Annotated in this window: 23 protein-coding genes and 1 other RNA gene; 13 read left to right on the plus strand and 11 right to left on the minus strand. The window is 70.1% G+C overall.

Translation table 11 applies throughout. The features are described from left to right. Position 1: 1 nt before the first annotated feature. Positions 2-481: a nuclear transport factor 2 family protein gene (locus H0488_RS06515; protein WP_183098475.1), complete on the minus strand. Its 480-nt coding sequence runs from the start codon at positions 479-481 to the stop codon at positions 2-4. 21 nt (positions 482-502) lie between these two features. Then, positions 503-1,726, minus strand: coding sequence for a lysozyme family protein (locus H0488_RS06520; protein WP_183098476.1), 1,224 nt, complete (start codon positions 1,724-1,726; stop codon positions 503-505). Between the two features lie 206 nt (positions 1,727-1,932). On the opposite strand from H0488_RS06520, the gene prfB reads away from it, so the two are divergent. Further along, positions 1,933-3,048: a peptide chain release factor 2 gene (gene prfB / locus H0488_RS06525; RefSeq protein WP_183098477.1), complete on the plus strand. Its 1,116-nt coding sequence runs from the start codon at positions 1,933-1,935 to the stop codon at positions 3,046-3,048. A 15-nt stretch (positions 3,049-3,063) separates the two neighbouring features. On the opposite strand, the gene H0488_RS06530 is transcribed toward prfB, so the two are convergent. Then, entirely contained in the window at positions 3,064-3,255 is a 192-nt protein-coding gene (locus tag H0488_RS06530) for a hypothetical protein (RefSeq protein ID WP_183098478.1), read from the minus strand. Between the two features lie 146 nt (positions 3,256-3,401). Between H0488_RS06530 and H0488_RS06535 the strand changes: the two genes are divergently transcribed. After that, positions 3,402-4,682, plus strand: coding sequence for an FAD-binding oxidoreductase (locus H0488_RS06535; RefSeq protein ID WP_183098498.1), 1,281 nt, complete (start codon positions 3,402-3,404; stop codon positions 4,680-4,682). A gap of 11 nt (positions 4,683-4,693) precedes the next feature. Here the strand turns inward: H0488_RS06535 and H0488_RS06540 are convergent, their stop codons facing one another. Genes H0488_RS06540 through H0488_RS06560 form a run of 5 tightly spaced genes read right to left on the minus strand, consistent with a single transcriptional unit; the run spans position 4,694 to position 9,299 of the window. Further along, positions 4,694-5,398, minus strand: a complete 705-nt coding sequence (locus tag H0488_RS06540; RefSeq protein WP_183098479.1) for a histidine phosphatase family protein — start codon at positions 5,396-5,398, stop codon at positions 4,694-4,696. Between the two features lie 4 nt (positions 5,399-5,402). After that, on the minus strand, positions 5,403-6,488 hold the full coding sequence (locus H0488_RS06545; protein WP_183098480.1) for a phosphotransferase family protein: 1,086 nt from the start codon (positions 6,486-6,488) through the stop codon (positions 5,403-5,405). After that, on the minus strand, positions 6,485-7,234 hold the full coding sequence (locus H0488_RS06550) for an SDR family oxidoreductase (RefSeq protein ID WP_183098481.1): 750 nt from the start codon (positions 7,232-7,234) through the stop codon (positions 6,485-6,487). The genes H0488_RS06545 and H0488_RS06550 overlap by 4 nt, the downstream gene beginning before the upstream one ends. Then, entirely contained in the window at positions 7,231-8,040 is an 810-nt protein-coding gene (locus H0488_RS06555; RefSeq protein ID WP_183098482.1) for an SDR family NAD(P)-dependent oxidoreductase, read from the minus strand. The genes H0488_RS06550 and H0488_RS06555 overlap by 4 nt, the downstream gene beginning before the upstream one ends. After that, positions 8,037-9,299, minus strand: coding sequence for an acyl-CoA dehydrogenase family protein (locus tag H0488_RS06560; RefSeq protein ID WP_183098483.1), 1,263 nt, complete (start codon positions 9,297-9,299; stop codon positions 8,037-8,039). The genes H0488_RS06555 and H0488_RS06560 overlap by 4 nt, the downstream gene beginning before the upstream one ends. A gap of 39 nt (positions 9,300-9,338) precedes the next feature. On the opposite strand from H0488_RS06560, the gene H0488_RS06565 reads away from it, so the two are divergent. Beyond that, the gene (locus H0488_RS06565) at positions 9,339-9,911 is read left to right on the plus strand and encodes a TetR/AcrR family transcriptional regulator (protein WP_220794265.1); all 573 of its coding nucleotides are present in this window, start codon (positions 9,339-9,341) and stop codon (positions 9,909-9,911) included. Between the two features lie 448 nt (positions 9,912-10,359). On the opposite strand, the gene H0488_RS06570 is transcribed toward H0488_RS06565, so the two are convergent. Further along, a complete protein-coding gene (locus H0488_RS06570; RefSeq protein WP_183098484.1) occupies positions 10,360-11,001 on the minus strand; it encodes a hypothetical protein in 642 nt (213 codons plus the stop codon). 83 nt (positions 11,002-11,084) lie between these two features. On the opposite strand from H0488_RS06570, the gene ftsE reads away from it, so the two are divergent. The 7 genes from ftsE (at position 11,085) to H0488_RS06605 (ending at position 18,443) form a co-directional block, all read left to right on the plus strand. Then, the gene (gene ftsE, locus H0488_RS06575) at positions 11,085-11,774 is read left to right on the plus strand and encodes a cell division ATP-binding protein FtsE (protein WP_183098485.1); all 690 of its coding nucleotides are present in this window, start codon (positions 11,085-11,087) and stop codon (positions 11,772-11,774) included. Between the two features lie 58 nt (positions 11,775-11,832). Further along, complete coding sequence (gene ftsX, locus H0488_RS06580) at positions 11,833-12,771, plus strand: permease-like cell division protein FtsX (RefSeq protein WP_183098486.1); 939 nt, start codon at positions 11,833-11,835, stop codon at positions 12,769-12,771. Between the two features lie 55 nt (positions 12,772-12,826). Continuing rightward, entirely contained in the window at positions 12,827-14,119 is a 1,293-nt protein-coding gene (locus H0488_RS24955) for a M23 family metallopeptidase (RefSeq protein ID WP_183098487.1), read from the plus strand. Positions 14,120-14,350: 231 nt separating this feature from the next. Then, positions 14,351-14,860, plus strand: a complete 510-nt coding sequence (gene smpB, locus H0488_RS06590) for an SsrA-binding protein SmpB (protein ID WP_183098488.1) — start codon at positions 14,351-14,353, stop codon at positions 14,858-14,860. 112 nt (positions 14,861-14,972) lie between these two features. Continuing rightward, on the plus strand, positions 14,973-17,588 hold the full coding sequence (locus tag H0488_RS06595; protein WP_183098489.1) for a cadherin-like domain-containing protein: 2,616 nt from the start codon (positions 14,973-14,975) through the stop codon (positions 17,586-17,588). Between the two features lie 161 nt (positions 17,589-17,749). After that, positions 17,750-18,117: a transfer-messenger RNA gene (ssrA, locus tag H0488_RS06600) on the plus strand. Positions 18,118-18,197: 80 nt separating this feature from the next. Then, positions 18,198-18,443, plus strand: coding sequence for a hypothetical protein (locus tag H0488_RS06605; RefSeq protein ID WP_183098490.1), 246 nt, complete (start codon positions 18,198-18,200; stop codon positions 18,441-18,443). Between the two features lie 9 nt (positions 18,444-18,452). On the opposite strand, the gene H0488_RS06610 is transcribed toward H0488_RS06605, so the two are convergent. Together H0488_RS06610 and H0488_RS06615 are read right to left on the minus strand one after the other, a co-directional pair. Beyond that, on the minus strand, positions 18,453-19,109 hold the full coding sequence (locus tag H0488_RS06610) for an SDR family oxidoreductase (RefSeq protein ID WP_183098491.1): 657 nt from the start codon (positions 19,107-19,109) through the stop codon (positions 18,453-18,455). Positions 19,110-19,162: 53 nt separating this feature from the next. After that, positions 19,163-20,044, minus strand: a complete 882-nt coding sequence (locus tag H0488_RS06615) for a hypothetical protein (RefSeq protein ID WP_183098492.1) — start codon at positions 20,042-20,044, stop codon at positions 19,163-19,165. 44 nt (positions 20,045-20,088) lie between these two features. Between H0488_RS06615 and H0488_RS06620 the strand changes: the two genes are divergently transcribed. The 3 genes from H0488_RS06620 to H0488_RS06630 form a co-directional block, all read left to right on the plus strand. Further along, positions 20,089-21,237: a glycerophosphodiester phosphodiesterase gene (locus tag H0488_RS06620; protein WP_183098493.1), complete on the plus strand. Its 1,149-nt coding sequence runs from the start codon at positions 20,089-20,091 to the stop codon at positions 21,235-21,237. A gap of 21 nt (positions 21,238-21,258) precedes the next feature. Continuing rightward, positions 21,259-21,675 (plus strand): HIT family protein, encoded by a 417-nt coding sequence (locus H0488_RS06625; RefSeq protein WP_183098494.1) that lies wholly within the window; start codon positions 21,259-21,261, stop codon positions 21,673-21,675. Positions 21,676-21,736: 61 nt separating this feature from the next. Then, positions 21,737-22,462, plus strand: a 726-nt coding sequence (locus tag H0488_RS06630) for an SDR family NAD(P)-dependent oxidoreductase (RefSeq protein ID WP_183098495.1), incomplete at its 3' end; no start/stop codon positions are given.

The raw sequence follows: 22,462 nt of genomic DNA on the forward strand, positions 1-22,462 counted from the left end.
CCTACTTCAGGGTCGGGTCCCAGCGGTTGGCGAGGAGCTTGAAGCTCGGGGTGTCGTCGAGCGAGGTCATCGCCTCGTAGATCCGCTCGTAGCGGGTGCCGGAGATCTGCCAGCCGCCGTCGGCGTCCTGGGTGTAGTCGTCGTGGTAGTAGCCGGCGCCGCGGATCATCACCTTGAAGTCGGGGACGATCACGGTGTCCTCGAACGCCCAGGAGCCGGTCGCGGTGGTGCCGCTGACATCGATCACGGGGTGGTTGGCGATGTGGACCGTGATGATGCCGGGGCCGAGGTTCTTCGACATGTAGTCGACGACCTCGTCGCGGGTGTCGAAGTGCAGCGGCTCGCCCATCGCCTGGGTGCCGTAGCGGGCCGTGATGTTCGGCGCGAGGCATGCGCCGAAGTCGTCCCACTCCTTGAGGTCGAGCGCCCGGAAGTAGCGGTACTTGAGCTGACGGATGGCTTCGATCGCGGCGAGATCCATGCCCGCACGATAGAACGTGTTCTAGTTCCCGTCGAGGGTCGGCTCGGGAGTCACGGTCGAGGAGTCGGTGCACCCGGGGTCGCCCGGGTCGCTGGTCCCGTCGTCGTCCGGGCCCTCGGTCGGTCCGTCGGAGGGCGCGTCGCTCGGGCTCGGGTCGGGTGTCGTGCTCGCGTCGGGCGAGTCCGACGGCTCCGTGGGGTCCGCGGGATCCGTGGGCGGATCGGTCGGGCACGGGTCGGTCGGATCGGTCGGGTCCGTCGGATCGGTCGGATCGGTCGGGTCGGTCGGGTCGGTCGGGTCCGTCGGCTCCGTCGGGTCCCAGGTGACCGGATCGGTCGGCATCGTCGCCGGGTCGCCCGGCTCGGTCGGCAGGTCGGTGGCCAGGTCCGTCGGGAGATCCGTGGGCAGGTCCGTGGGCAGGTCGGTCGGGACGTCGGTCGGCACGTTGAGCACGACGGTGGCGCCGTCGTCGTACGCCTCGGTCAGCTGGGTCCGGTAGGCCCGGTCGACCGCGAGCACGGTCTCGATGAAGCTCCGGTCGTCGTTGATCCGGCGTACGCCGTCGACCCGGCCGGCCCGCTTGCGCAGGTCGCCGTCGCCCGAGCAGAGGAGCACGGACACGGCGAGCGCCGCGTCGTCGACGTCGTGCGGGTTGCGCCTGCCGTCGCCGTCGCCGTCGACCCCGACGATCGCCCAGGTGGAGGGTGCCAGCTGCATCGGCCCGACCGGACGGTCGAACCGCTCGTCGCCGTCGACCCGTCCGGCGTCGCTGTCGGGGAGTCGCTTGCCCTGCGGCCCGCGCAGCGGCTTGCCGGCGTACCGGGGCTTCATCACGCCGCGCAGGGTCAGCTCGCCGCCGTCCTTGCCCCCGTGGCCGGTCACGACCTGGCCGACAGCCGCGATCAGCGTCCAGTCGAGGCGGCACGCCTTGTCGGCCTTGGCCAGCACGGCCTCGGCCTTCTGGTAGGCCGCCAGCGCGGGCGTCGGGATGTCGCCGAGGACCGGGCCGTCGGCCGCCACCAGCGCTATGTCCGGGATCCCGACCGGGGCGTCGATGATCTCGGCAGGCGGGGCGAGGGGCAGCTCGTCCTCGGCCGAGGCGGTCGTGGTCGACGTGGCCGGCGGCGCCGCCACCGGCGCCCTGCGCTTCGGCTCCTCGTCGGCGAGCGTGACGGCAGCGGCGGTGATGGTCACCGAGGTGACCGCGAGCGCCGACAGGACCGACGTGATGACCGCGCGCCGCACCGCGCTACTGGCCTTTGCCGGCTGCAAGCGGTGGCGGGGAGTCATCTTTCACCTCGGGGTCGGCTCCCAGGATGCCTTGTGGAGGGGTCCGGAGAAACCAAAATCTCCAGATTTCATCCGAGAGACGGATTCGGGCTGGTCATCCCGCGCCCGACGCCGAGTCGCGTTTCGCCAGCCTCCCGGTCCGCCCCGTAACCTTGGTCCTTGTGGCAGGCCCCGAGTACGACACCGAGATCAAGCAGCTCTCTGCGACGATGCACACCATCGAGCAGGTGCTCGACATCCCCGCGATGCAGCGTGAGATCGACGATCTCGGTGTCCAGGTGGCCGCTCCGGACCTGTGGGACGACCAGGCCAACGCAGCCCGGGTGACGGGCCGGCTGTCGCTGCTGCAGGGCGAGGTCGACCGGTTCCACGCGCTCCGGACCCGCATCGAGGACCTCGAGCTGATGGTCGAGCTCGCCAACGAGGAGGGCGACCAGGAGTCGCTCGCCGAGTCCGAGAAGGAGCTCGGCAAGATCAAGAAGGCCGTCGAGGCGCTCGAGATCCGCACCCTGCTCTCCGGTGAGTACGACGAGCGCGAGGCCATCGTGACCATCCGCTCCGGCGCCGGCGGGGTCGATGCCGCCGACTTCGCCGAGATGCTGATGCGCATGTACACCCGCTGGGCGGAGCGCAACAAGTATCCCGTCGAGGTCTTCGACGTCTCCTACGCGGAGGAGGCGGGCATCAAGTCGGCCGAGTTCGCGATCCATGCGCCGTACGCCTACGGCACCCTCTCCGTCGAGGCCGGCACCCACCGCCTGGTGCGGATCAGCCCGTTCGACAACCAGGGCCGCCGCCAGACCAGCTTCGCCGCGGTCGAGGTCGTCCCGGTGCTCGAGCAGACCGACGAGATCGAGGTCGACGAGAACGACATCCGGGTCGACGTGTTCCGCTCGGGCGGCCCGGGCGGCCAGTCGGTCAACACCACCGACTCCGCGGTCCGGCTGACCCACATCCCGACCGGCCTGGTCGTCAGCTGCCAGAACGAGAAGAGCCAGCTGCAGAACAAGGCCAGCGCGATGGTGGTCCTCAAGGCCAAGCTGCTCGCGCTGAAGAAGGCCGAGGAGGCCGCCCAGATCAAGGACCTCAAGGGCGACGTCCAGGCCAGCTGGGGCGACCAGATGCGCAACTACGTGCTGAACCCCTACCAGATCGTCAAGGACCTCCGCACCGGCTACGAGAGCGGCAACCCGCAGAACGTCTTCGACGGTGACCTCGAGGACTTCCTCGAGGCCGGCATCCGCTGGCGTCGCGGCGCGGACAAGGCCGAGAGCTGAGCTGACCGCTCGGCGTCAGCGGTTCCGGTCCGCCGCGTCGTAGACGACCTCGGCGACCGCGAACGCGACCATGACGGCCACGGCGCCCACCAGGTCGCGCGAGGCGAGCAAGGCGAACGCGATCAGGGCCCCGGACGCCCGCCACGCCCCGCGGGGCGGGAACCGGTCCTGCCAGCGGCCGACCCGGTGGTGGTTCATGACGCTCATCGCTGCCTCCTGACCTCTTGATCTTCTAAGTCTAGTCAATAAGTAGACAAAAGGCCAGGGGTTCGAGGAAAACCGCTTGATCTCAAGTGCGGTTGAGGTTCTAGGGTCGACCCGCCATCACCACGTGACACGGAGGGACGACCGGAATGAGCATCGAGCACATCGCCATCCACCCTGGCGATGCCGGGTACGACGAAGCGCGGACCACGATCACCAGCGTGGCGGAACCTGCCGTCGTCCTGCGTCCGACGACGCCCGCGGAGGTGGCCGCGTCCATCGGCCACGCCCGTGCCGAGGGACTCCCGGTGGCGGTGCGCAGCGGTGGCCACAACGCGCTGGGGTTCGGCAACATCGACGGCGGTGCCGTCATCGACCTCTCCGGGCTCGACCGGGTCGAGCTGATCGGCGAGGGCCGGGTGCGGATCGGCGCGGGCGCGCAGTGGGGCCCGGCCGCGTCGGCGCTGGCGGAGCACGGCCTCGCGATCACGGCCGGTGACACCGTCTCGGTCGGCGTCGGCGGGCTGACCCAGGCCGGCGGGATCGGCTGGATGGTGCGCAAGCACGGACTGACCATCGACAGCCTGGTCGCGGCCGAGGTGGTCACTGCCGCCGGCGACGTCGTCCGCGCCTCGCCGACCGAGAACGCCGACCTGTTCTGGGCGCTGCGCGGAGGTGCGGGGAACTTCGGGGTGGTCACCGCGTTCGAGTTCCAGGCGCAGCCGGTCGCGACGGTGCACTTCGGCACCATCGCGTTCGCCCTCGACGACGTGGCCCAGCTGCTGAAGGGCTGGGCCGCGGCCATGGCCGGGGCGCCCGACGAGCTGACCACGACGCTGGTGCTGATGCCGGGGTTCGGCGACTTCCCGCCCGGCGCGATGCTGTTCGTCTGCCTGGCGGGCGGCGACACCACTGCCCTCGAGCCGCTCCGATCGATCGGCACGGTGGTCGCCGACGACGTCAGCGAGCGGCCGTACGCCGAGATCCTCGAGGAGGCGCACCCGCCGGAGGGCGTGCTGCCGGTCATCGGCAACACCCTGGTCGAGACGGTCGACGAGCCGCTCATCGATGCCATGGCGACGGCGTACGCCGCGGGCGGTCGCGTCGTCTTCCTGCGCAGCCTCGGTGGCGCGTTCGGCCGGGTCGACCCCGCCGAGACCGCGTTCGCCCACCGCCGGGCCGAGGCGCTGGTCGTGTCGGCGGGCTTCCTCCCCGCGGACGCGCCGGAGGACCAGATCGCCGATGCCCGCGCGGTGTGGCGGACGATCGGCGATCAGGGCATCGGGTCGTACGCCGGGTTCCTGGGCTCCGACACCGAGGACGACATCGCCGCGATCTGGCCGACCGAGACCCTCGAGCGGCTGCGCCAGGTCAAGCGCACCTGGGATCCCGACAACGTGTTCCGCCGGAACTTCAACGTCGCTCCCTGACCCCGGGGCCGTTAGCGATAGCTGAGCAGCCGGCGGTCGTGCTCGACGTGGCTGTGGTCGTTGTACGACGACAGCGTCAGCCCGCTCCGGCCGTGGATCACCTTCGTGACCGCCGAGTTGACCGCGGCCTTGTTGAGCGGCACCCACAGGGACGCGTCGCCGGCCAGCAGGTGCGACACCGCCAGTCCGATCGGGCCGCCGGAGGTGACGACGACGGCGGTGCCCTTCTCGGGCGTCTGCGCGGCGGCCGCGTGCAGGGCCGCCTGGACCCGGTCGGTGAATGCCGGGAACGACTCGCGGTAGGAGTGGTCGGACTCGCCGCCCGTCCAGCGCGCCGTCGCGTCCTCGAAGATCGCCTGGAACTTCTCACGGGGGGCGCGACTGCGGACCAGGTCGGCCAGCATGACCGCCCTCGACCGGTACATCGGCTTGTGCACCTGGACGACGTGCTCGAAGTCGAACTCGTCCCACCCCGGGTCGACCTCGACCGGGACCGGCCGGATGTTCCCGACGTCCGACATGCCGGCGAGGATCCCGTCGGCGGTCTCGCGGTGTCGCCTCAGCTCGCCGCGGATCACGACGTCCGGCACGATCTCGCGCACGGCCAGCGCCCGGCCGAGGAGCCGCGACTGCTCGTGACCGAGGTCGGAGAGCGCGTCGTAGTCGCGCTTCCCGAACGACGCCTGGCCGTGCCGGACCAGGTAGATCAGCCTCACTGGTTCACCGTCCGCCGGCCTCTCGCATGAGCGCCCGGGCCCGACGGTGCAGCACGTGCGACCCGAGCCAGTAGTTCTTGAACTTCGGGTTGGTCGTCTGCTTCTTCGCGTAGCGGTAGTAGATCTGCTGCAGGATCACCGCCAGCCGGAACAGGCCGAAGACCTCGTAGAACGCCCACTCCTCGTCGGTCAGCTCGATCCCGGTGTGCGAGCAGTAGTAGTCGACGACCTCCTTGCGGGTGAGCATCCCCGGCTCGTTCGACGGCTGCATCCGGAACCGTTGGTAGAGCCCGGCGTCGCCCGCCTCGACCCAGTACGAGACCGCGGAGCCGAGGTCCATCAGCGGGTCGCCGAGCGTGGCCATCTCCCAGTCCAGCAGCGCGACCGGCTTGGTCGGGTCAGCGTCGTCGAAGACGACGTTATCGAGGCGGAAGTCGTTGTGGATCAGACAGGTCCGTACGTCGGCCGGCTGGTTCTCGTCCAGCCACTTCATGACCCGCCCCCACGACGGCACGTTCCACGTCTTCACCTTGCCGAAGCGGGCGATCCACCCACCGACCTGGCGCGCGACGTACCCCTCGCCCTTGCCGAGCGTCTCGAGGCCGGCCTCGGCGGGGTCGACGGAGTGGAGGGCGACGAGCAGGTCGAGCACGTTGGTGCACAGCTGGCGCACCTGCTCGGGCGGCAGGTCGAGGCCCAGCTCGCGCCGCGGGATGTGCCCTGCCACGCGGTCCATGACGTAGAACTCCGAGCCGATCACGGAAGGGTCGTCGCAGTAGCCGACCATCGAGGCGACGTACGGGAAGACCGGCGCGAGAGCCGCCTGGATCCGGTGCTCGCGCCCCATGTCGTGCGCGCTCGCGGCCTTGGTGCCGGCCGGCGGGCGGCGCAGGATCAGGTCGCGCGTCGCGCCCGACCCGTCGGTCTCGACGCGCAGCAGGTAGGTCAGGTTCGACGAGCCGCCGCTGAACTGCCGGACCTCCGCGATCCGTCCCGGGACCTTGTCCTGCAGCCACGCCTCGACGCTGGCGACGTCGAACGCGTCCTCCTCGCGGACCGCGTGCGCGCCGGTGACCTCGGCCCCCGTCACACGAGCCTCCGGACCACCGACATCGGCAGGTGCTTGATCGCCAGGCCGAGCGGGACCCAGGGGAGGGCGGGCACGTAGGCCTTGGCCTTGCGCTTCTCGATCGCAGCGACCATCGCCTTCACCCCGGTGCGGGTGTCGACCATGAACTTGGTCTTCTGGGCGACCTGCTCGTTCATCTCCGACCGGATGTAGCCGGGATAGATGATCGAGACGTCGATGCCCTTCACGTTCTCGTTCTGCAAGCCCTCGGCCAGGGCCGCGGCGCCCGCCTTGGTGGCGGCGTACGTCGTGAGCGTCTTGCGCATGCCGCGCACGGCCGAGACCGACGAGATCATCACCAGGTGACCCCGCCCCTGGGCGCGGAAGATCTCCATCGCGGCCTCGGACTGGGCGAGCGCGGCGACGAAGTTGGTCATCGCGGTCTGCCGGTTGGCGTCGTACCGCCCGGTGCCGATCGGCGCTCCCTTGCCCAGGCCGGCGTTGATGATCACGCGGTCGATCGTGCCGAGCTCGGCGGCGAACTCCTTGAACACGGCGAACACCGCGTCGTCGTCGGTGACGTCCAGGGCCTTGATCGCCACGGTCTGCCCGGGGTGTTCGGCAGCGAGCTCGGCGCGCAGCGCCTCGAGCCGCTCGGTGCGGCGCGCACAGAGGGCGAGGTCGTAGCCCAGCGCCGCGAACTGCCGCGCCATCTCCTCGCCGAGACCCGAGCTGGCGCCGGTGATCAGGATCGTTCCCTTGCTCATGCTTTTCCTTCTGTCATTGCGAACACACGGGCGCCGAAGGCGCGCTGCTGACGGTCGTACAGGGGGCGCATCAAGCGCTTGGTGCGCACCGCGATCCGCGCCGCGCGGTCGGGCACGATCACCATCATCTTCTTGTCGATGCCGGCCATGACCGCGGTCGCGATCTGGTCGGCGGTGTACGGCGACCTCGCGATCAGCCGGGCCGCGATCTTGTCGGCCACGGCGTCACTGCCGCCGAGCGACGAGGCCAGCGGGGTCCGGACGAAGCCCGGGCAGACGGCCGAGACGTTGATGCCGTACGGGCCGAGCTCGTAGGACAGGGTCTCGCTGAGGGCGACCACGCCTGCCTTGACCGCCGTGTACGACGCCATCACCGGCGGGTGCACGAGTCCGGCCAGCGACGCCGTGTTGACGATGTGGCCGCTGCCCTGCTGCTTCATCATCGGCACGAAGGTACGGCAGCCGCGGACCACGCCGAGCAGGTTGATGTCGATCACCCGCTGCCACTCGTCGATGCCGATCACGTCGATCCGGCCGCCGGCGGCGATGCCGGCGTTGTTGACGAGCACGTCGAGACCGCCCCACTCCTCCTCGACCCAGGCCAGCGCGGACGCCCAGTCCTCGTCCGAGGTCACGTCGAGCCGGACCTGCTCGGCGCCGGCGACCAGCGCCGGATCGACCGGCGGCTGCAGGTCGCCGATCAGCACCCGGTCGCCGCGCTTCAGGAACTCGGCGACGAACGCCGCGCCCAGCCCGGAGGCGCCGCCGGTGACCAGCACCCGGCGGCTCTTCGTGGGGTGCGTCATCGGGCGACGCCGTACTTCATCAGCTCGAGGCGGGCGATGAGCCCGAGGTGGACCTCGTCGGGACCGTCGGCGAAGCGCAGCGACCGGGCGCCGGTCCACGCCGCAGCCAGCGGGAAGTCGTCGGTCATGCCGCCGCCGCCGTGGATCTGCATCGCGAAGTCGATGACGTCGAGGGCCATCCGCGGCGCGGCCACCTTGATCTGGGAGACCTCGCTGATCGCGTTCATCGGACCGCCGACGTCGAGCTTCCAGGCCGCGTTGAGCACCAGCAGCCGGGTGGAGTCGATCGCGATCCGGGCCTGGGCGACCCGCTCCCGGTTGCCGCCGAGGTTGACCAGCGGCTTGCCGAAGGCGACCCGGTCGGTGCCGCGCTGGCAGGCGAGCTCCAGTGCCTTCTCGGCCAGGCCGATCAGCCGCATGCAGTGGTGGACGCGGCCGGGGCCGAGCCGTCCCTGCGCGATGGCGAACGCTTCGCCGGGCCCGGACACGAAGTTGCCGATCGGCACCCGGACGTCGGTCAGCGAGACCTCGCCGTGCCCGTGCGGCTCGTCGAGGAACCCCATCGTCGGGAGCATCCGCTCGACCTTGACCCCGGGGGTGTCGCGCGGGACCAGCACCATCGAGTGCCGGTGGTGCCGGTCGGCCTCGGGGTCGGTGAGGCCCATCACGATGTAGATCTCGCAGTCCGGGTGGCCGACGCCGGTGGAGAACCACTTGCGGCCGTTGAGCACGATCTCGTCGCCGTCGACGACCGCGGTGAGCTCCATGTTGGTGGCGTCGGACGAGGCGACGCCCGGCTCGGTCATCAGGAACGCGCTGCGGATCCGGCCGTCGAGCAGCGGGTCGAGCCACTCGTCGCGCTGCGCCTGGTCGCCGTACTTGAGCAGCACCTCCATGTTGCCGGTGTCGGGCGCGTTGCAGTTGAAGACGTACGGCGCGATGAACGAGCGGCCCATCAGCTCGGCGAGCGGCGCGTAGTCGACGTTGCTGAGGCCGGCGCCGCCGAGGGTGCCGTACCTCTCGGCGTACGGGCCCTCGTGGCCGGCGGGGAGGAAGAGGTTCCACAGCCCGCGCTCGCGCGCCTTGGCCTGCAGCTCCTTCATCAGCGGGAGCTCCTGCCACTGCTCGCCCTGGCCCGCCTCGCGCCGGCGCTGGAGCTCCTGGTGGTAGGCCACCTCGACCGGCTCGATCTCGGTCTCGATGAAGTCCTTGACGAGCGCGGTCAGCTCGGCTGCGCGGGGAGAGGGTGCGAAGTCCATGGGTTGACGATGGCACACTATTGAGCAATGCTCAATAACGTGTCTCGCATCCGGCTGTCCCAGGACGAGCGGCGTCGCCAGCTGCTCGGCATCGGCCTGCGGATGCTCGTCGAGAAGCCGATCCAGGACCTCTCCCTCGACGCCGTCGCCGCCGAGGCCGGCATCTCGCGCGGCCTGCTCTTCCACTACTTCCCGACCAAGACCGACTACTACGACCACGTCGTCGGCGCCGCGCTGCGCCGGGTGCTCCGCAACATCTCGCCCGACCCGGACGCCGCGGCCGACGTCGCGCTGCGGCAGTTCGTCGAGCGCTTCTACGCGCAGATCGAGCGGCGTCGCGAGTTCTACCTCGCGCTGGTCTTCGGCAGCGGTGCGATCTCGCTCGGGGGAGAGGGTGTCGAGTCGCACCGGATGACCGTCGCCCGCAGGGTGGTCGACGCCGTCGCGCTCGACCCGGCGTCGGTGCCGGTCGTGCACGGATGGACGGCGTACGTCGAGGACCGGGCGCTGCTCTGGTCCGGCACACCCACCCCCGAGCGGGCGCCCCTCGCGGACGAGGTCGGCCACTGCTGCCGGGCGCTCGCCGCCCTGCTCGCGACCGAGGTCTCGTGACAGTCGCTGCGCGACTTCCTCGACCACCGTGGTCGCGCCCCCGGTTGGTCGAGGAGGTTGCGCAGCAACCGTCACGAGACCCCGAGGGTCAGCCCGCGGTCCTCGACCGACCTCCGTTGGTCGAGGAGGTTGCGCAGCAACCGTCACGAGACCCCGCGAGTGCCAGCCCGCGCTAATCGCCCCCCCGTTGGTCGAGGAGGTTGCGCAGCAACCGTCACGAGACCCCGGAAGTGTCAGCCCGCGGTCCTCGCCCCCCGTTGGTCGAGGAGGTTGCGCAGCAACCGTCACGAGACCCCGCGAGTGCCAGCCCGCGCTAATCGCCCCCCCGTTGGTCGAGGAGGTTGCGCAGCAACCGTCACGAGACCCCGCGAGTGCCAGCCCGCGGCCCTCGACCGACCCCCGTTGGTCGAGGAGGTTGCGCAGCAACCGTCACGAGACCCCGGGAGGGTCAGCCCGCGGTGGCGGCCTCGGCGACGGCGACGCACCAGCGGCCGGCCCGGTCCAGCAGCTCGACGTCGCTGAGGGTCGCCGGACCGGCCAGGCTGCAGGCCAGCCAGGCGTCGCCGAACAGGCCGCGGAACGACGCCCACCGGCGGTCGCCGGCGGGACACATCAGCGTGACGCTCGGTGCGCCGTACGCCGGCGCCTGGGGCGGCCGGGTGCACGACCGTCGCTGCGCGGCCTCCTCGACCAGCTCGACGGCGCGGGACCGGGGGACCGGCGGGGCGAACAACCAGGCGCGCACCTCGGCGGTGCCGGGGCCCTCGATCCGGCAGCCGTACTCGTGCGCCACGTCGGTGAGTCCGGGCGCGATCTCGGCCGGCTCGCCGTTGTCGTACGTCGTGATCGCCGCCGGCTCGCCGCCGAGCGCCTCGGACAGAGCGTCCTCCGGCAACAGTTCGCAGAACGGGGCGCGGGCCAGCGCCACCACCGAGGTGTCGAAGTCCGCGAGCGGGGTCGACGTGTACGACGGCGGCGCGGCGGTCTCGGGCACGACCGGTGCCTCCTCGTCCAGCACCAGGACGCCCGCCGCGACGGGCAGTGCGGTCAGCACGATGGCGAGCAGCAACCATCGCAGGGACCCCAGCACCCGGCCACGATAGACCGGGCCCGACGCACCGAGGCGGGGTGCCGTCCGATCCCGGGTTGCCGCGCTCGCGTACCGTCTGGTCAGTGATTCGCTTCGAGAAGGTCACCAAGAACTACCCCGGCCCCGGTCGGCCGGCGCTCGACCAGGTGACGGTCGACATCGACAAGGGTGAGTTCGTCTACCTCGTCGGTCAGTCCGGTTCGGGCAAGTCGACCGCGCTCCGGCTCGTGCTCCGCGAGTTGCGCCCGACCAGCGGTCGGGTCTACGTCGCAGGCAAGGAGATCAACCGGATGGCCGGTTGGAAGGTCCCGAGGCTGCGCCGCCAGGTCGGCACCGTGTTCCAGGACTTCCGGCTGCTCCCCAACAAGACCGTGACCGAGAACGTCGCGTTCGCGCTCCAGGTGATCGGCAAGTCCCGCCGCGAGATCAACCGGGTGGTCCCCGAGACCCTCGAGGTGGTCGGGCTGAAGGACAAGGGTGCGCGGATGCCCGACGAGCTCTCCGGCGGTGAGCAGCAGCGGGTCGCGATCGCGCGCGCCTTCGTGAACCGGCCAATGATCATCATCGCCGACGAGCCGACCGGCAACCTCGACCCGTCGACGTCGGTCGAGATCATGAACCTGCTCGAGGACATCAACAAGCGGGGCACGACCGTGGTGATGGCGACCCACGACCACGGGCTCGTCGACCAGTTCCGCAAGCGGGTCGTCGAGCTCGAGCACGGCAAGGTCGTGCGTGACGAGGCGGCCGGAAGCTACGGCTTCCAGCACTAGCCCGAGCGTCGCCCGCCGCCCGCCACCCGCTCCGAACCTCCAGGAGACCCTTTCCGCCATGCAGCTCCGCTACGTCTTCACCGAGCTTCGCTCCGGCCTGCGCCGCAACCTGTCGATGCACGTGGCCGTGATCCTCACCCTCTTCGTGTCGCTGACGCTCGCCGGCTGCGGCATGCTCCTGCAGCGCCAGGCCGACAAGACGGCCGAGGCGCTCGGCAACGAGCTCCAGATCCTGCTGAACCTCTGCGTTGTCGACGACCCCTCCCGCAGTGCCAACTGCGGGAGTGGCGCGGTCACGAACGAGCAGCGCAAGGAGGTCGAGCGGGCGCTGAACGCCAGCTCGGAGGTCGAGTCGTTCGAGTTCCAGTCGCAGGCCGAGGGCTTCGAGGAGGCCCAGGAGATCCCGCAGTACGAACCGTACTTCGAAGGCCCGGACCCGATCCTGACCGTCGAGGACTGGCCGCCGCAGTACTGGATCACGCTGAAGGACCCGGAAGAGGCCGAGGGCGTCATCAGCTCGGTGAAGGGCCTCGACGGTGTCGCCGCGATCCAGGACCAGCGCGAGCAGCTCAAGCCGATCTTCGGGATCATCGACTCCCTCAAGTACGGCTCGTGGATCGGCTCCGGCCTGCTCCTGTTCGCGTCCCTGCTGCTGGTGGCGAACACGATCCGGCTCGCCGCGATGGCCCGGCGGCGCGAGATCGGCATCATGCGCCTGGTCGGTGCGTCGACCCTCTACATCGCGCTCCCGTTCCTCCTCGAGGCGTTGGTCGCGGCCGCGGTCGGTGTCGCGCTCGCAGCGGGTGCGCTGGCCGCGTTCACCAAGTTCGCGATCCTCGACGGGCTCGCGGACGCGATCGGGTTCCTCCCCTGGATCGGGTGGGACGACTACGTCGAGTCGCTCATCGGCACGGTGCCGCCGGGCGTCGCCATCCTGGGCCCGGCCCTCACGCTGATTCCGACACTCCTGCTGACCCGCAAATACATCAAAGTCTGATCTGGCGCGGCTACGGTCGAGGGGTTCACTTCCCCGAACGAAGATTGGTTGCACCGTGCGCTCCTTCCCCGGCGCCCCTTCCGACCCTGCCCGTCCATCCTTCCGCCCCTCCCGCAGTCAGCGCGTCGCCGCGCTGGCGGTCGCCGTCGTCGCGATCGGGAGCTTCTCGGCCCCGTTCGCGAACGCCGACGAGGACGACCTGAAGAAGCAGAAGGCCCAGGTCGAGAACCAGATCGACCAGGTCCAGGACGACCTCCAGGAGGCCAGCCGCGCGGTCACCCGCACGGTCCGGCGGCTGGAGCACGCCGTCGGGCGGCTCGACGACGCTCGCAGCCGGCTGCAGGGCGTGCGCGCCGACCTCCAGGACGCGCGTGCCGAGCGGCTCCGGCTCGCCCGCATGCTGGTGCGTGCCGAGGCCCGGTTCGACCGCGTGTCGGCCGAGCTCCGCGCCGCCCGGGACGAGGTCGACCGGCAGCGCGAGCTGCTGCGCAACACGGTCCTCGACATGGAGACGCGCGGCAACACCGATCTCGCGGTGATGGACGCGATCACCTCCTCCGGCTCGATCCAGGAGCTGCTGGTCGCCCGCACCGCCGGGACGATGATCCTCGGCCGCGAGGACCAGGCGCTCGTCGACTTCGAGGCCGCCGAGGCCGCGCTCGCAGACTGGAAGGACGAGGTCCGCGAGGCTCGCAACGCCGTCGCCGACCAGAAGGAGGCGGCCCGCCAGAACCTGCTGACCGTCCGCGGCCTCTACACCGACGCTCGCAACACCCGGGCCGAGGTGACCCGGCTGGTCGCCCGGTCCCGTGACGCCCGCAAGGCAGCCGTCCGCGCCCGCCAGCACGACCGGGCCGCCCTGCAGCGGCTCAAGCAGCGGGAGGCGCGCATCCGGCGCGAGATCATCAGGCTCGCCAACCAGAACCCCGGCCCGACGTACAGCGGTGCCACCGGTGGCCTCCTGCAAATGCCGGTCAACGGACCCGTCACCTCGCCGTACGGCTGGCGCACGCACCCGATCTACGGCTACTGGGGCCTCCACGACGGCACCGACTTCGGCGCCGGTTGCGGCGCCTCGCTGTGGGCGGGGAGATCCGGCACCGTCATCAACACCTACTACGACCAGGTGTACGGCAACCGCCTCTACCTCTCGGTCGGCACGGTCAACGGCGCCAACCTCACCCTCGTCTACAACCACCTCTCCACCTATGCCGTCTCCGAGGGCGCGCGGGTGGGTCGTGGCGACGTCGTCGGGTACGTCGGCTCCACGGGCTGGTCCACCGGCTGCCACCTGCACTTCACGGTGCTGCGCAACGGCGAGCCTGTCGATCCCATGAACTACCTGTAGCCCTAGCTCGCCGTCGTTGGTCGAGGAGGTCGCGCAGCTGGCTCGCCGCCGGTGGTCGAGGAGGTCGCGCTCCAGGCTCGCCGCCGTTGGTCGAGGAGGTCGCGCAGCTAGCTCCCCGCCGTTGGTCGAGGTGGTCGCGCAGCTGGCTCGCCGCCGTTGGTCGAGGAGGTCGCGCAGCGACCGTCACGAGACCCCCGGAAACCTCTTGCGGCGGCCTGGGACAATGGCGGGATGGCCGGAAAGTCGGGAAAGAACGCTGCCAAGGACGCGGGCGAGCAGCACAAGATCGTCGCGTCCAACAGGAAGGCGCGCCACGACTACCACGTCGAGGACACCTACGAGGCCGGCCTGGTCCTGCAGGGCACCGAGGTGAAGTCGCTGCGGCTCGGCCGCGCCAACCTGACCGACGGCTTCGTCGACATCGACGGGGGCGAGGCGTGGCTCCACGGTGTGCACATCCCGGAGTACTCCCAAGGGTCCTGGACCAACCACGCCGCCCGCCGCAAGCGCAAGCTCCTGCTGAACCGCGCCGAGATCGACAAGATCGAGCGCAAGATCAGCGAGAAGGGGCACACCGTCATCCCGCTGTCCCTCTACTTCGTGAAGGGCCGGGCCAAGGTCGAGATCGGCGTCGCCAAGGGCAAGAAGTCGTGGGACAAGCGGCAGGCGCTCTCCGAGCGAGAGTTCGACCGGGAGAAGCAGGTCGAGCTCGGGCGGCGCTTGAAGGGGATGACCGACTGACGGCTCTTTCGCCCATTCGGGGGACGAGATCGCCTCCGGACTGGCAGAGTCCGATCGGTTGGAGAATTCCCCGGCGACTCGGGGCGGCGCGGCCGACGTGCGGAGCACCGCGATGTATCAACGAGCGCTGAAGGCAGGCGAGGTCCTCGCCGCGGCCCTGCTGTTGGCTGGGGTGGGTGGAAGCGGCGCGCACGCCGATCCGCCTCCGAACGGGAGTGCCTGCACGATCATCGGCACTGGTGGCGCGAACATCCTGACCGGGACGTCCGGCGCCGACGTCATCTGCGGTCTCGGCGGTGACGACCAGATCAACGGGCTCGGCGGCGACGACCTCCTGGTCGGTGGGCTCGGCAAGGACAGCGTCAGCGGAGGCGACGGTTTCGACCGGATCCTCGGTGGCGACGGAAACGACGTGCTGACCGGGGGCACCGGCCCGGACGAGGTGTTGGGGCAGGCGGGCGCCGACTCGATCCAGGGACAGGGCGGCAACGACCGGTTGGTAGGCGGCGCCGGCAACGACGTCCTTCGGGGCGGCGACGGCAACGACACCCTCTTCGGCGAGGCCGGTGACGATGACCTGCACGGCGACGCGCACAGCGACAGGACCTACGGCGGTGATGGGAACGACGAGCACTTCGGTGGCACGGGCATCGACACCCTCAACGACCGTGACAGTGCGGTGTTCGTCGACACGCTCTCCTGCGGGGACGGGGACAACGAGCTCGCCTACGTGGACTTCCCCGACGTGGCCGACCCCGACTGTGAACGGGAACGGGTCCTCGATCGCGAGTCCCCGGTCGCCGTGGACGACGTCGCGACCGTCGAGGAGGACGCGACTGCCACCACCATCGCGGTGCTTGCCAACGACACCGACGCCGATGGCGGGCCGATCCGGATCATCGCCGTCACGCAGCCAGCCGATGGCACCGTCGTCCGGTCGGCAGGGTCGGTCACCTACCGCCCGGACGCCAACTACTGCAACGACGGGTCACCGCCGGCATCGCGCGAGACCTTCACCTACACGCTCTACCCGGGCGGCAGCGCGGCGACGGTCACCGTGACCGTCACGTGCGAGGACGACCTGCCGGTCGCCGTCGACGATGCCGTGACCGTGGCGGAGGACGGCTCGGCGACCACGATCGACGTCCGAGCCAACGACACGGACGTCGACGCCGATGTGACGACGCCCCCTTCGGTCGCGTCGGTCACCCAGCCGGCCGGCGGGACGGTCACGGTCACCGACGGTGGCGCAGCGGTGACCTACGAGCCCGACGCGGAGTACTGCAACGACGGGGCACCCACGGATGACTTCAGCTACGCGCTGACCCCGGGAGGCGCCTCCGCGACCGTCGCGGTGACCGTGACCTGCGCCAACGACGCGCCGGTCGTCGCCGACTTGGAGGGCACCAGTCTTTCCTACTTCGAGAACGGCGAGGCTGTGGTGGTGACCTCGACCGGCACCGTCTCCGACGTCGACTCGGCCGACTTCGGTGGCGGCAGCCTGCAGGTCGACATCCCGGGCGGCGGGCAGGATTACGACGAGCTGTCGATCCGCGACCAGGGCTCCGGTGCGGGTCAGATCGGGGTGTCCAGCAACATCGTCTCGTTCGGCGGCGTGGTCATCGGGACGTTCTCGGGGGGCAACGGCCTCGTCGGCCTGGAGATCACCCTCGACGCCGATGCGACCGCGGCCGCGGTCCAGGCGCTGCTGCGCAACATCACGTTCCGTCACGTCGGGGACGATCCCGAGGCCGCCAAGACGGTCCGATTCCTGCTGGCTGACGGCGACGGCGGGATCGGGGACTCGGTCACCCGCGGGGTCACGATCATCCGCGGCAACGACGCTCCGGCGATCGTCGACGTCGAGGAAACGACCCTCGTCTGGACCGAGGGCGACCCCGCAGCAGTCGTCACGGCGGACGGGGTCGTGAGGGACCCGGACTCTCCCAACTTCGACGGAGGCTCGTTGACGGTCTCCCTTCCGGTCGGTGCGGAGCCCGACGACCGTCTGGAGATCGTCGGCGCTGTCGGTTCCACCGTGGACCACCAGGGCACGACGGTCGGCTTCTTCACGGGTGGCAACGGCTCGACGCCGCTGGTCATCACGTTCAACGGCAACGCCGATGACGCGGCCGTCCAAGCGGTCCTGCGCAACGTCACCTTCCGTCATCTCGGCCTCGACCCCGGTCCGTCGCGCACTATCCGGTTCGTCCTCGCCGACGGCGATGGCGGCACAAGCCTCCCCGCGACCCGGGCGGTCTCCGTCGTCCCGGTCAACAACGCGCCGGTGATCGCTTCGGTCGAGACCGATCCCGCGTCGTACGCCATCGGCTCCGGCTACCGGTTCCTCACGACCACGGGGACGGTCCTCGACGCGGACTCGTCCGATTTCAGCAACGGGTCGTTCACGGTGACGGTCGTGGACGGCGGCCAGGACGCCGACGAGCTGACGGTCCGCAGCCAGGGTCAGCTCACCGTCAACAGCAACGCGATCAAGGACGGCCCGGTGACCATCGGTGTCTTCGCCGGCGGCGGTGGAAGCGAGCCGCTGGAGATCTTCTTCGTCAACGCCCCGACCGGACCCCAGGTCGAGGGGATCCTGCGAAGCATCGCCTACCGCCACAACGGGGTCGCCCCGACCTCCTCCAAGACCGTGCAGATCGTCCTCACCGACGGCGACGGGGGGACCAGTACGCCGGCGACCCGGACGATCTCGATCACCCAGTGACACCGCCTGCTAGGACAACAGCGCGCGCCTGCTGGGAATCCATTGAGCCTTCTGGCGGTTGCACAGGTAGCATCGGGGATCGAGGAAGTGCCGGTGGTCGAGGAGGTCGCGCAGCGACCGTCACGAGACCCGGTCACCGTCTCGAGATCTACAACTCAAGAGGGGCTGATCGGTTTCGACTTGGGACGTTAGTTCCAGGGGAAGCGGGTCGAGGAGCCAGCGTCATCTCGTTAACGATCGCTGGAAACTAATAACTGCCGACAACAAGCAGTCCTTCGCTCTCGCCGCCTGAGCGGTGATCGAAGCGTCAGACAGGGCATCCGTCTCCGTCCCTGATCCTGGCGTCGACTAGGAGACTTGCTGGCCAGACCTCCGTCGGGAGGGTCGGCCGGGACTCAATCCCGAATAGGCCTGTCGGCGACGTGTCAGTGCGAGCGCCGGGGCCGATAAGACGACATCGCTGACTGCACCCGGAGAAGACCTGGTTCGGCGCTCGAGGACCGGGGTTCGATTCCCCGCAGCTCCACAGCAATCCGGAGCGGATTGCGTGAACCTGGTTCACGCAGTCCGCTCCGTTGTCGTTTCCGGCGGACGTGGAAGGATCGCCGCATGGAGCCCGACATCGATCTCGTGCCCAAGTTCAGCGGCAGCCTCGCGATGGGTGCGACGGCGTACGGCGCGAGCGCGGTCGGTGCCGCCGCCCTCGGCGCCCTCGCCATCGGTGCCGTCGCCATCGGAGCGATCGCGATCGGGCGGCTGGCGCTGGGCGAGGGCACGATCAAGAAGCTCGTCATCGAGGAGCTCGAGGTGAAGGTGCTCCGGGTCGGCTCGGTCGAGCCGCTCGAGGAGAACTAACTGACGGAACTAGCCGACGGCCCGGTCGATCGCCTCGGTGACGGTGAGGTCGCCGCTCACCAGGTTCCACTGTCGGCCGACGGTCTCAGGGCGATCCAGCACGGCCGTGAGCACCGCGGCGACATCGGCCCGCGGCACGGATGCGCGGGCGACGTCCGGCCCGAGGGCGACCAGCCCGGTCGGCGGTTCGTCGGTGAGCCGGCCCGGCCGGATGATCGTCCAGTCGAGATCGGTGGCGCGCAGCGCGGCATCGGCGTCGCGCTTCGCCTCGACGTACGCCTGCCAGACCTCGCCCGTGTCCGGCGGGAGCGGGTTGTCGACGTCGATGGCCGACACCTGCACGAATCGCCGGATCCCGGCGAGTCGCGCGCCGTCCGCGGACTTCAGCGACCCCTCGAGGTCGACGGTCCGCTTGCGCTCCTTGTTGCCGTCCGGACCGCCGCCCGCGGCGAAGACCACCGCGTCGCACCCGGCGAACGCGCGACCGAACGCAGCCGCGTCCTCCTGCTCGATGTCGAGCAACCGCATCTCTGCGCCGGCTGACTCCAGGTCGTTGCGGTAGTGCTCGCTGCGCACCAGCGCGACGGGTGAGTGGCCGGCATCGACGAGGAGCGGATGCAGCAGGCGGGCTATCTGGCCGTGGCCTCCGACGATCGCGACGCGCATGGCACCCAACGTACGTCGAGCAGCAGGAGCGGGGTGCGGCAGAAGTTGTGCGCCTACCGGCAGCCAGCCCGGGACTCCGACTCGGCGGGCGTGAGGACCAAGCCATCCGCGGGGGGAGGCAGGACCGCGTCGGTTGCGGGTGATGTGTAGCTGACCTGGTAGTCGATGATCTTGAGCGCCTGGTAAGCCTGCGCGCTCAATGGCGCGCGTATCCGGCCGAAGGTGTCGAGAAGCGAGCCTCCCGTCATCGTCACCTCCGCGACCTGTCCGTCCCGGAGCTCGATGGTGGCCGGCACGCGGGTGCCGCGGATGCGCGCGGGGTCGATCTCGACCTCTGCCAGGGCCTGGCTCTGGACCAGCGATAGGGCCACCCGCAGATCGATCTCACCCGAGATCCCCGTCGTGGAACCTGGCTCGAAGTCGAGGGCGTGAAGTGCCGAGAGCACGCGCGCGTAGGCCAACTCATCCGGCAGCAGACCTGAGATGCCGACCGGGGTCTGTCCCCTGGGGATCTCCAGCCAACATCCGTTGTCGGGAGCGGGCCACGAGCGCATCGTCATCCAGACCGAGCCGGCAGAAGATCGAGCGTCCATCGCGGCCGGTTCGGATGCGTCGGAGGGGTCGTCGAAGCGTGCCGTCGCCGACCAATCACCGTCGCGATCCTGGACACCGTCGATGGTGATCGCGGCCGTTCCGTCCAGGCGCATCTCGTAACGCAGCCCCAGTGACTCCTGATCCATCGCGCGGACGGCAGCGGTCAGCGCTTCCTGAGCGCTGGCGGTGTCATCGGTGCCGCCGTCGGCCATCGTCGAGGGCTCCGAGCCTGGATCGCCACCGCCGTCGTCCGAGCACGCCGTCAGGGCGAGCGCCAGCATCGTCACGGCAGCGGTCATCATTTTCAGCACAGCGCACCGTATCTGCTCGTCGCCGTTCATCCCGCGCTCGCCAAGGGTCAACCTGCAGGTGCTCGGGTGACGCCATGACATCTCGGCTCCGTCCCTCGCCCCGGCGCGCCCTTGTGGCCGCCTCCGCTCTCATCGCACTGGCGCTCGCGCCGGTAGCGATCCCCGCCGACGCCACTCCCTTCCCAGCATCGGCCCCGCTCGGCGCCCGCCCGATCGCGCAGCTCGACGAGCCGTTGGTGTTCGCGCACCGCGGCGCATCCGGCTACCGCCCCGAGCACACGCTGGCGGCCTACCGGCTCGCTGTCGAGCAGGGCGCCGACTTCATCGAGCCCGACCTGGTCGCCACCAGCGACGGTGTCCTCGTCGCCCGCCACGAGAACGAGATCAGCGGCACCACCGACGTCGCGGACCACCCGGAGTTCGCCGACCGCCGGACGACCAAGACGATCGACGGCAACCAGGTCACGGGCTGGTTCACCGAGGACTTCACCCTCGCCGAGCTGAAGACGCTGCGGGCGAAGGAACGGCTACCGCAGGTCCGGCCGGACAACACCGCCTTCGACGGCCAAATCGAGGTGCCGACGCTCGAGGAGGTGCTGACGTTGGTCGACGAGCTCGAGGCGGCGACCGGGCGCACGATCGGCGTCGCGCCCGAGATCAAGCACTCGACGTACTTCGACTCGATCGGCCTCTCGATGGAGGAGCCACTGGTCGCGACACTCGAGGAGTTCGACCTCGACCAGCGCCGGTCTGCGGTCGCCATCCAGTCGTTCGAGGTGGGCAACCTGAAGGAGCTCGCCGGCCTCACCGAGGCACCGCTCGTGCAGCTGCTCGACGCGTCGGGTGGTCCGGCGGACCTCAGGGCCGAGGGCGTCACCTACGCGTCGATGCTCACCCGGAAGGGCATCAAGCAGATCGCCAGGTACGCCGACTGGTTGTCCCCGAACAAGTCCTGGATCCTGCCGCGCGACGCCGCCACCGGGGCGACGGGTGCGCCGAGCGAGGTCGTCGACCGGGCGCACCGCGCGGGGCTGCCGGTCGTGATCTGGACCCTGCGAGCCGAGAACCAGTTCATGGCCACCAACTTCCGGATCGGCACCGACCCCAACGCGTACGGCGACCTGGCCGCCGAGATCACGGCGTTCCTCGACGCAGGGGTTGATGCGTTGTTCAGCGACCACCCCGACCTCGCGGTGGCCGCGCGCGACGCCTGGGCGTCCTGACCTCCCACTAGGGTGCGGCACATGGCCGGGTGTGTCTTCTGCGAGATCGTCGCGGGCGACACCCCGGCCGACGTCGTGCTGGTCGAGCCGGACCTGATGGCGTTCCTGGACCGGCGTCCGGTCTTCAAGGGCCACGTGCTGCTGGTGCCGCGCACCCATGTGGTGACCCTGCCCGACCTGCCGGCGGAGCTGCGCGACGGCTTCCTCGCGGCCGCCCAGCGGCTTGCGTCCGCGGTCGTCGACGGGCTGGGGGCGCAAGGCAGCTTCGTGGCGATGAACAACGTGGTCAGCCAGTCGGTGCCCCACCTGCACTGCCACGTCGTACCCCGGACGAAGGGCGACGGCCTGCGGGGCTTCTTCTGGCCGCGCACGAAGTACGCCGCCGGCGAGGCGACCGAGTACGCCGACCGGCTGCGCCGGACCCTCGCTCGGGGCTGACCGCCGGGGGTCGTAAGGTGTCGAGTCGCCACCGCGAGCAGACGAACAGCGAGGAACAGCCATGGGTCGTTTCGATGGACGGGTCGCCGTCATCACCGGATCAGCGCGCGGGATCGGGTTCGGCACTGCCACCCGGTTCGCCGAGGAGGGCGCGTCGGTCGCGATCGTCGACCTCGACGAGGCCGCCGCCTCAGAGGCCGCCGCCAAGCTGCCGCTGGTCCCGGGCGCGAAGGCGATCGGGGTGGGCTGCAACGTCGCCGACGCCGGATCCGTCGACGCTGCCATCGAGCGGGTCGTCTCCGACCTCGGCGGCATCCACGTGCTGGTCAACAACGCCGGCATCACCCGCGACAACCTGCTCTTCAAGATGACCGAGGAGGACTGGGACCTGGTCATGAACGTGCACCTCAAGGGTGCGTTCCTGATGGCCAAGGCCGCTCAGAAGCACTTCGTCGAGCAGAAGTACGGCAAGATCGTGAACATCTCGAGCATCTCCGCCCTCGGCAACCGCGGCCAGGCCAACTACTCGGCCGCCAAGATGGGCGTGCAGGGCTTCACCCGCACCCTCGGCATCGAGCTCGGCCCGTTCGGCATCAACACCAACGCCGTCGCGCCCGGCTTCATCGCCACCGAGATGACCGACGCCACGGCCGCCCGGCTCAAGATGGACGTCGACGAGTTCCGCCGCCTCAACGCCGAGGCCAACCCGGTGCGCCGCGTCGGCTTCCCCGAGGACATCGCGGCCGCAGTCTGCTTCCTCGCCAGCGACGAGGCGTCGTACATCACC

It is taken from the genome of Nocardioides pelophilus (assembly GCF_014180685.1).
Taxonomy (GTDB): domain Bacteria; phylum Actinomycetota; class Actinomycetes; order Propionibacteriales; family Nocardioidaceae; genus Nocardioides; species Nocardioides pelophilus.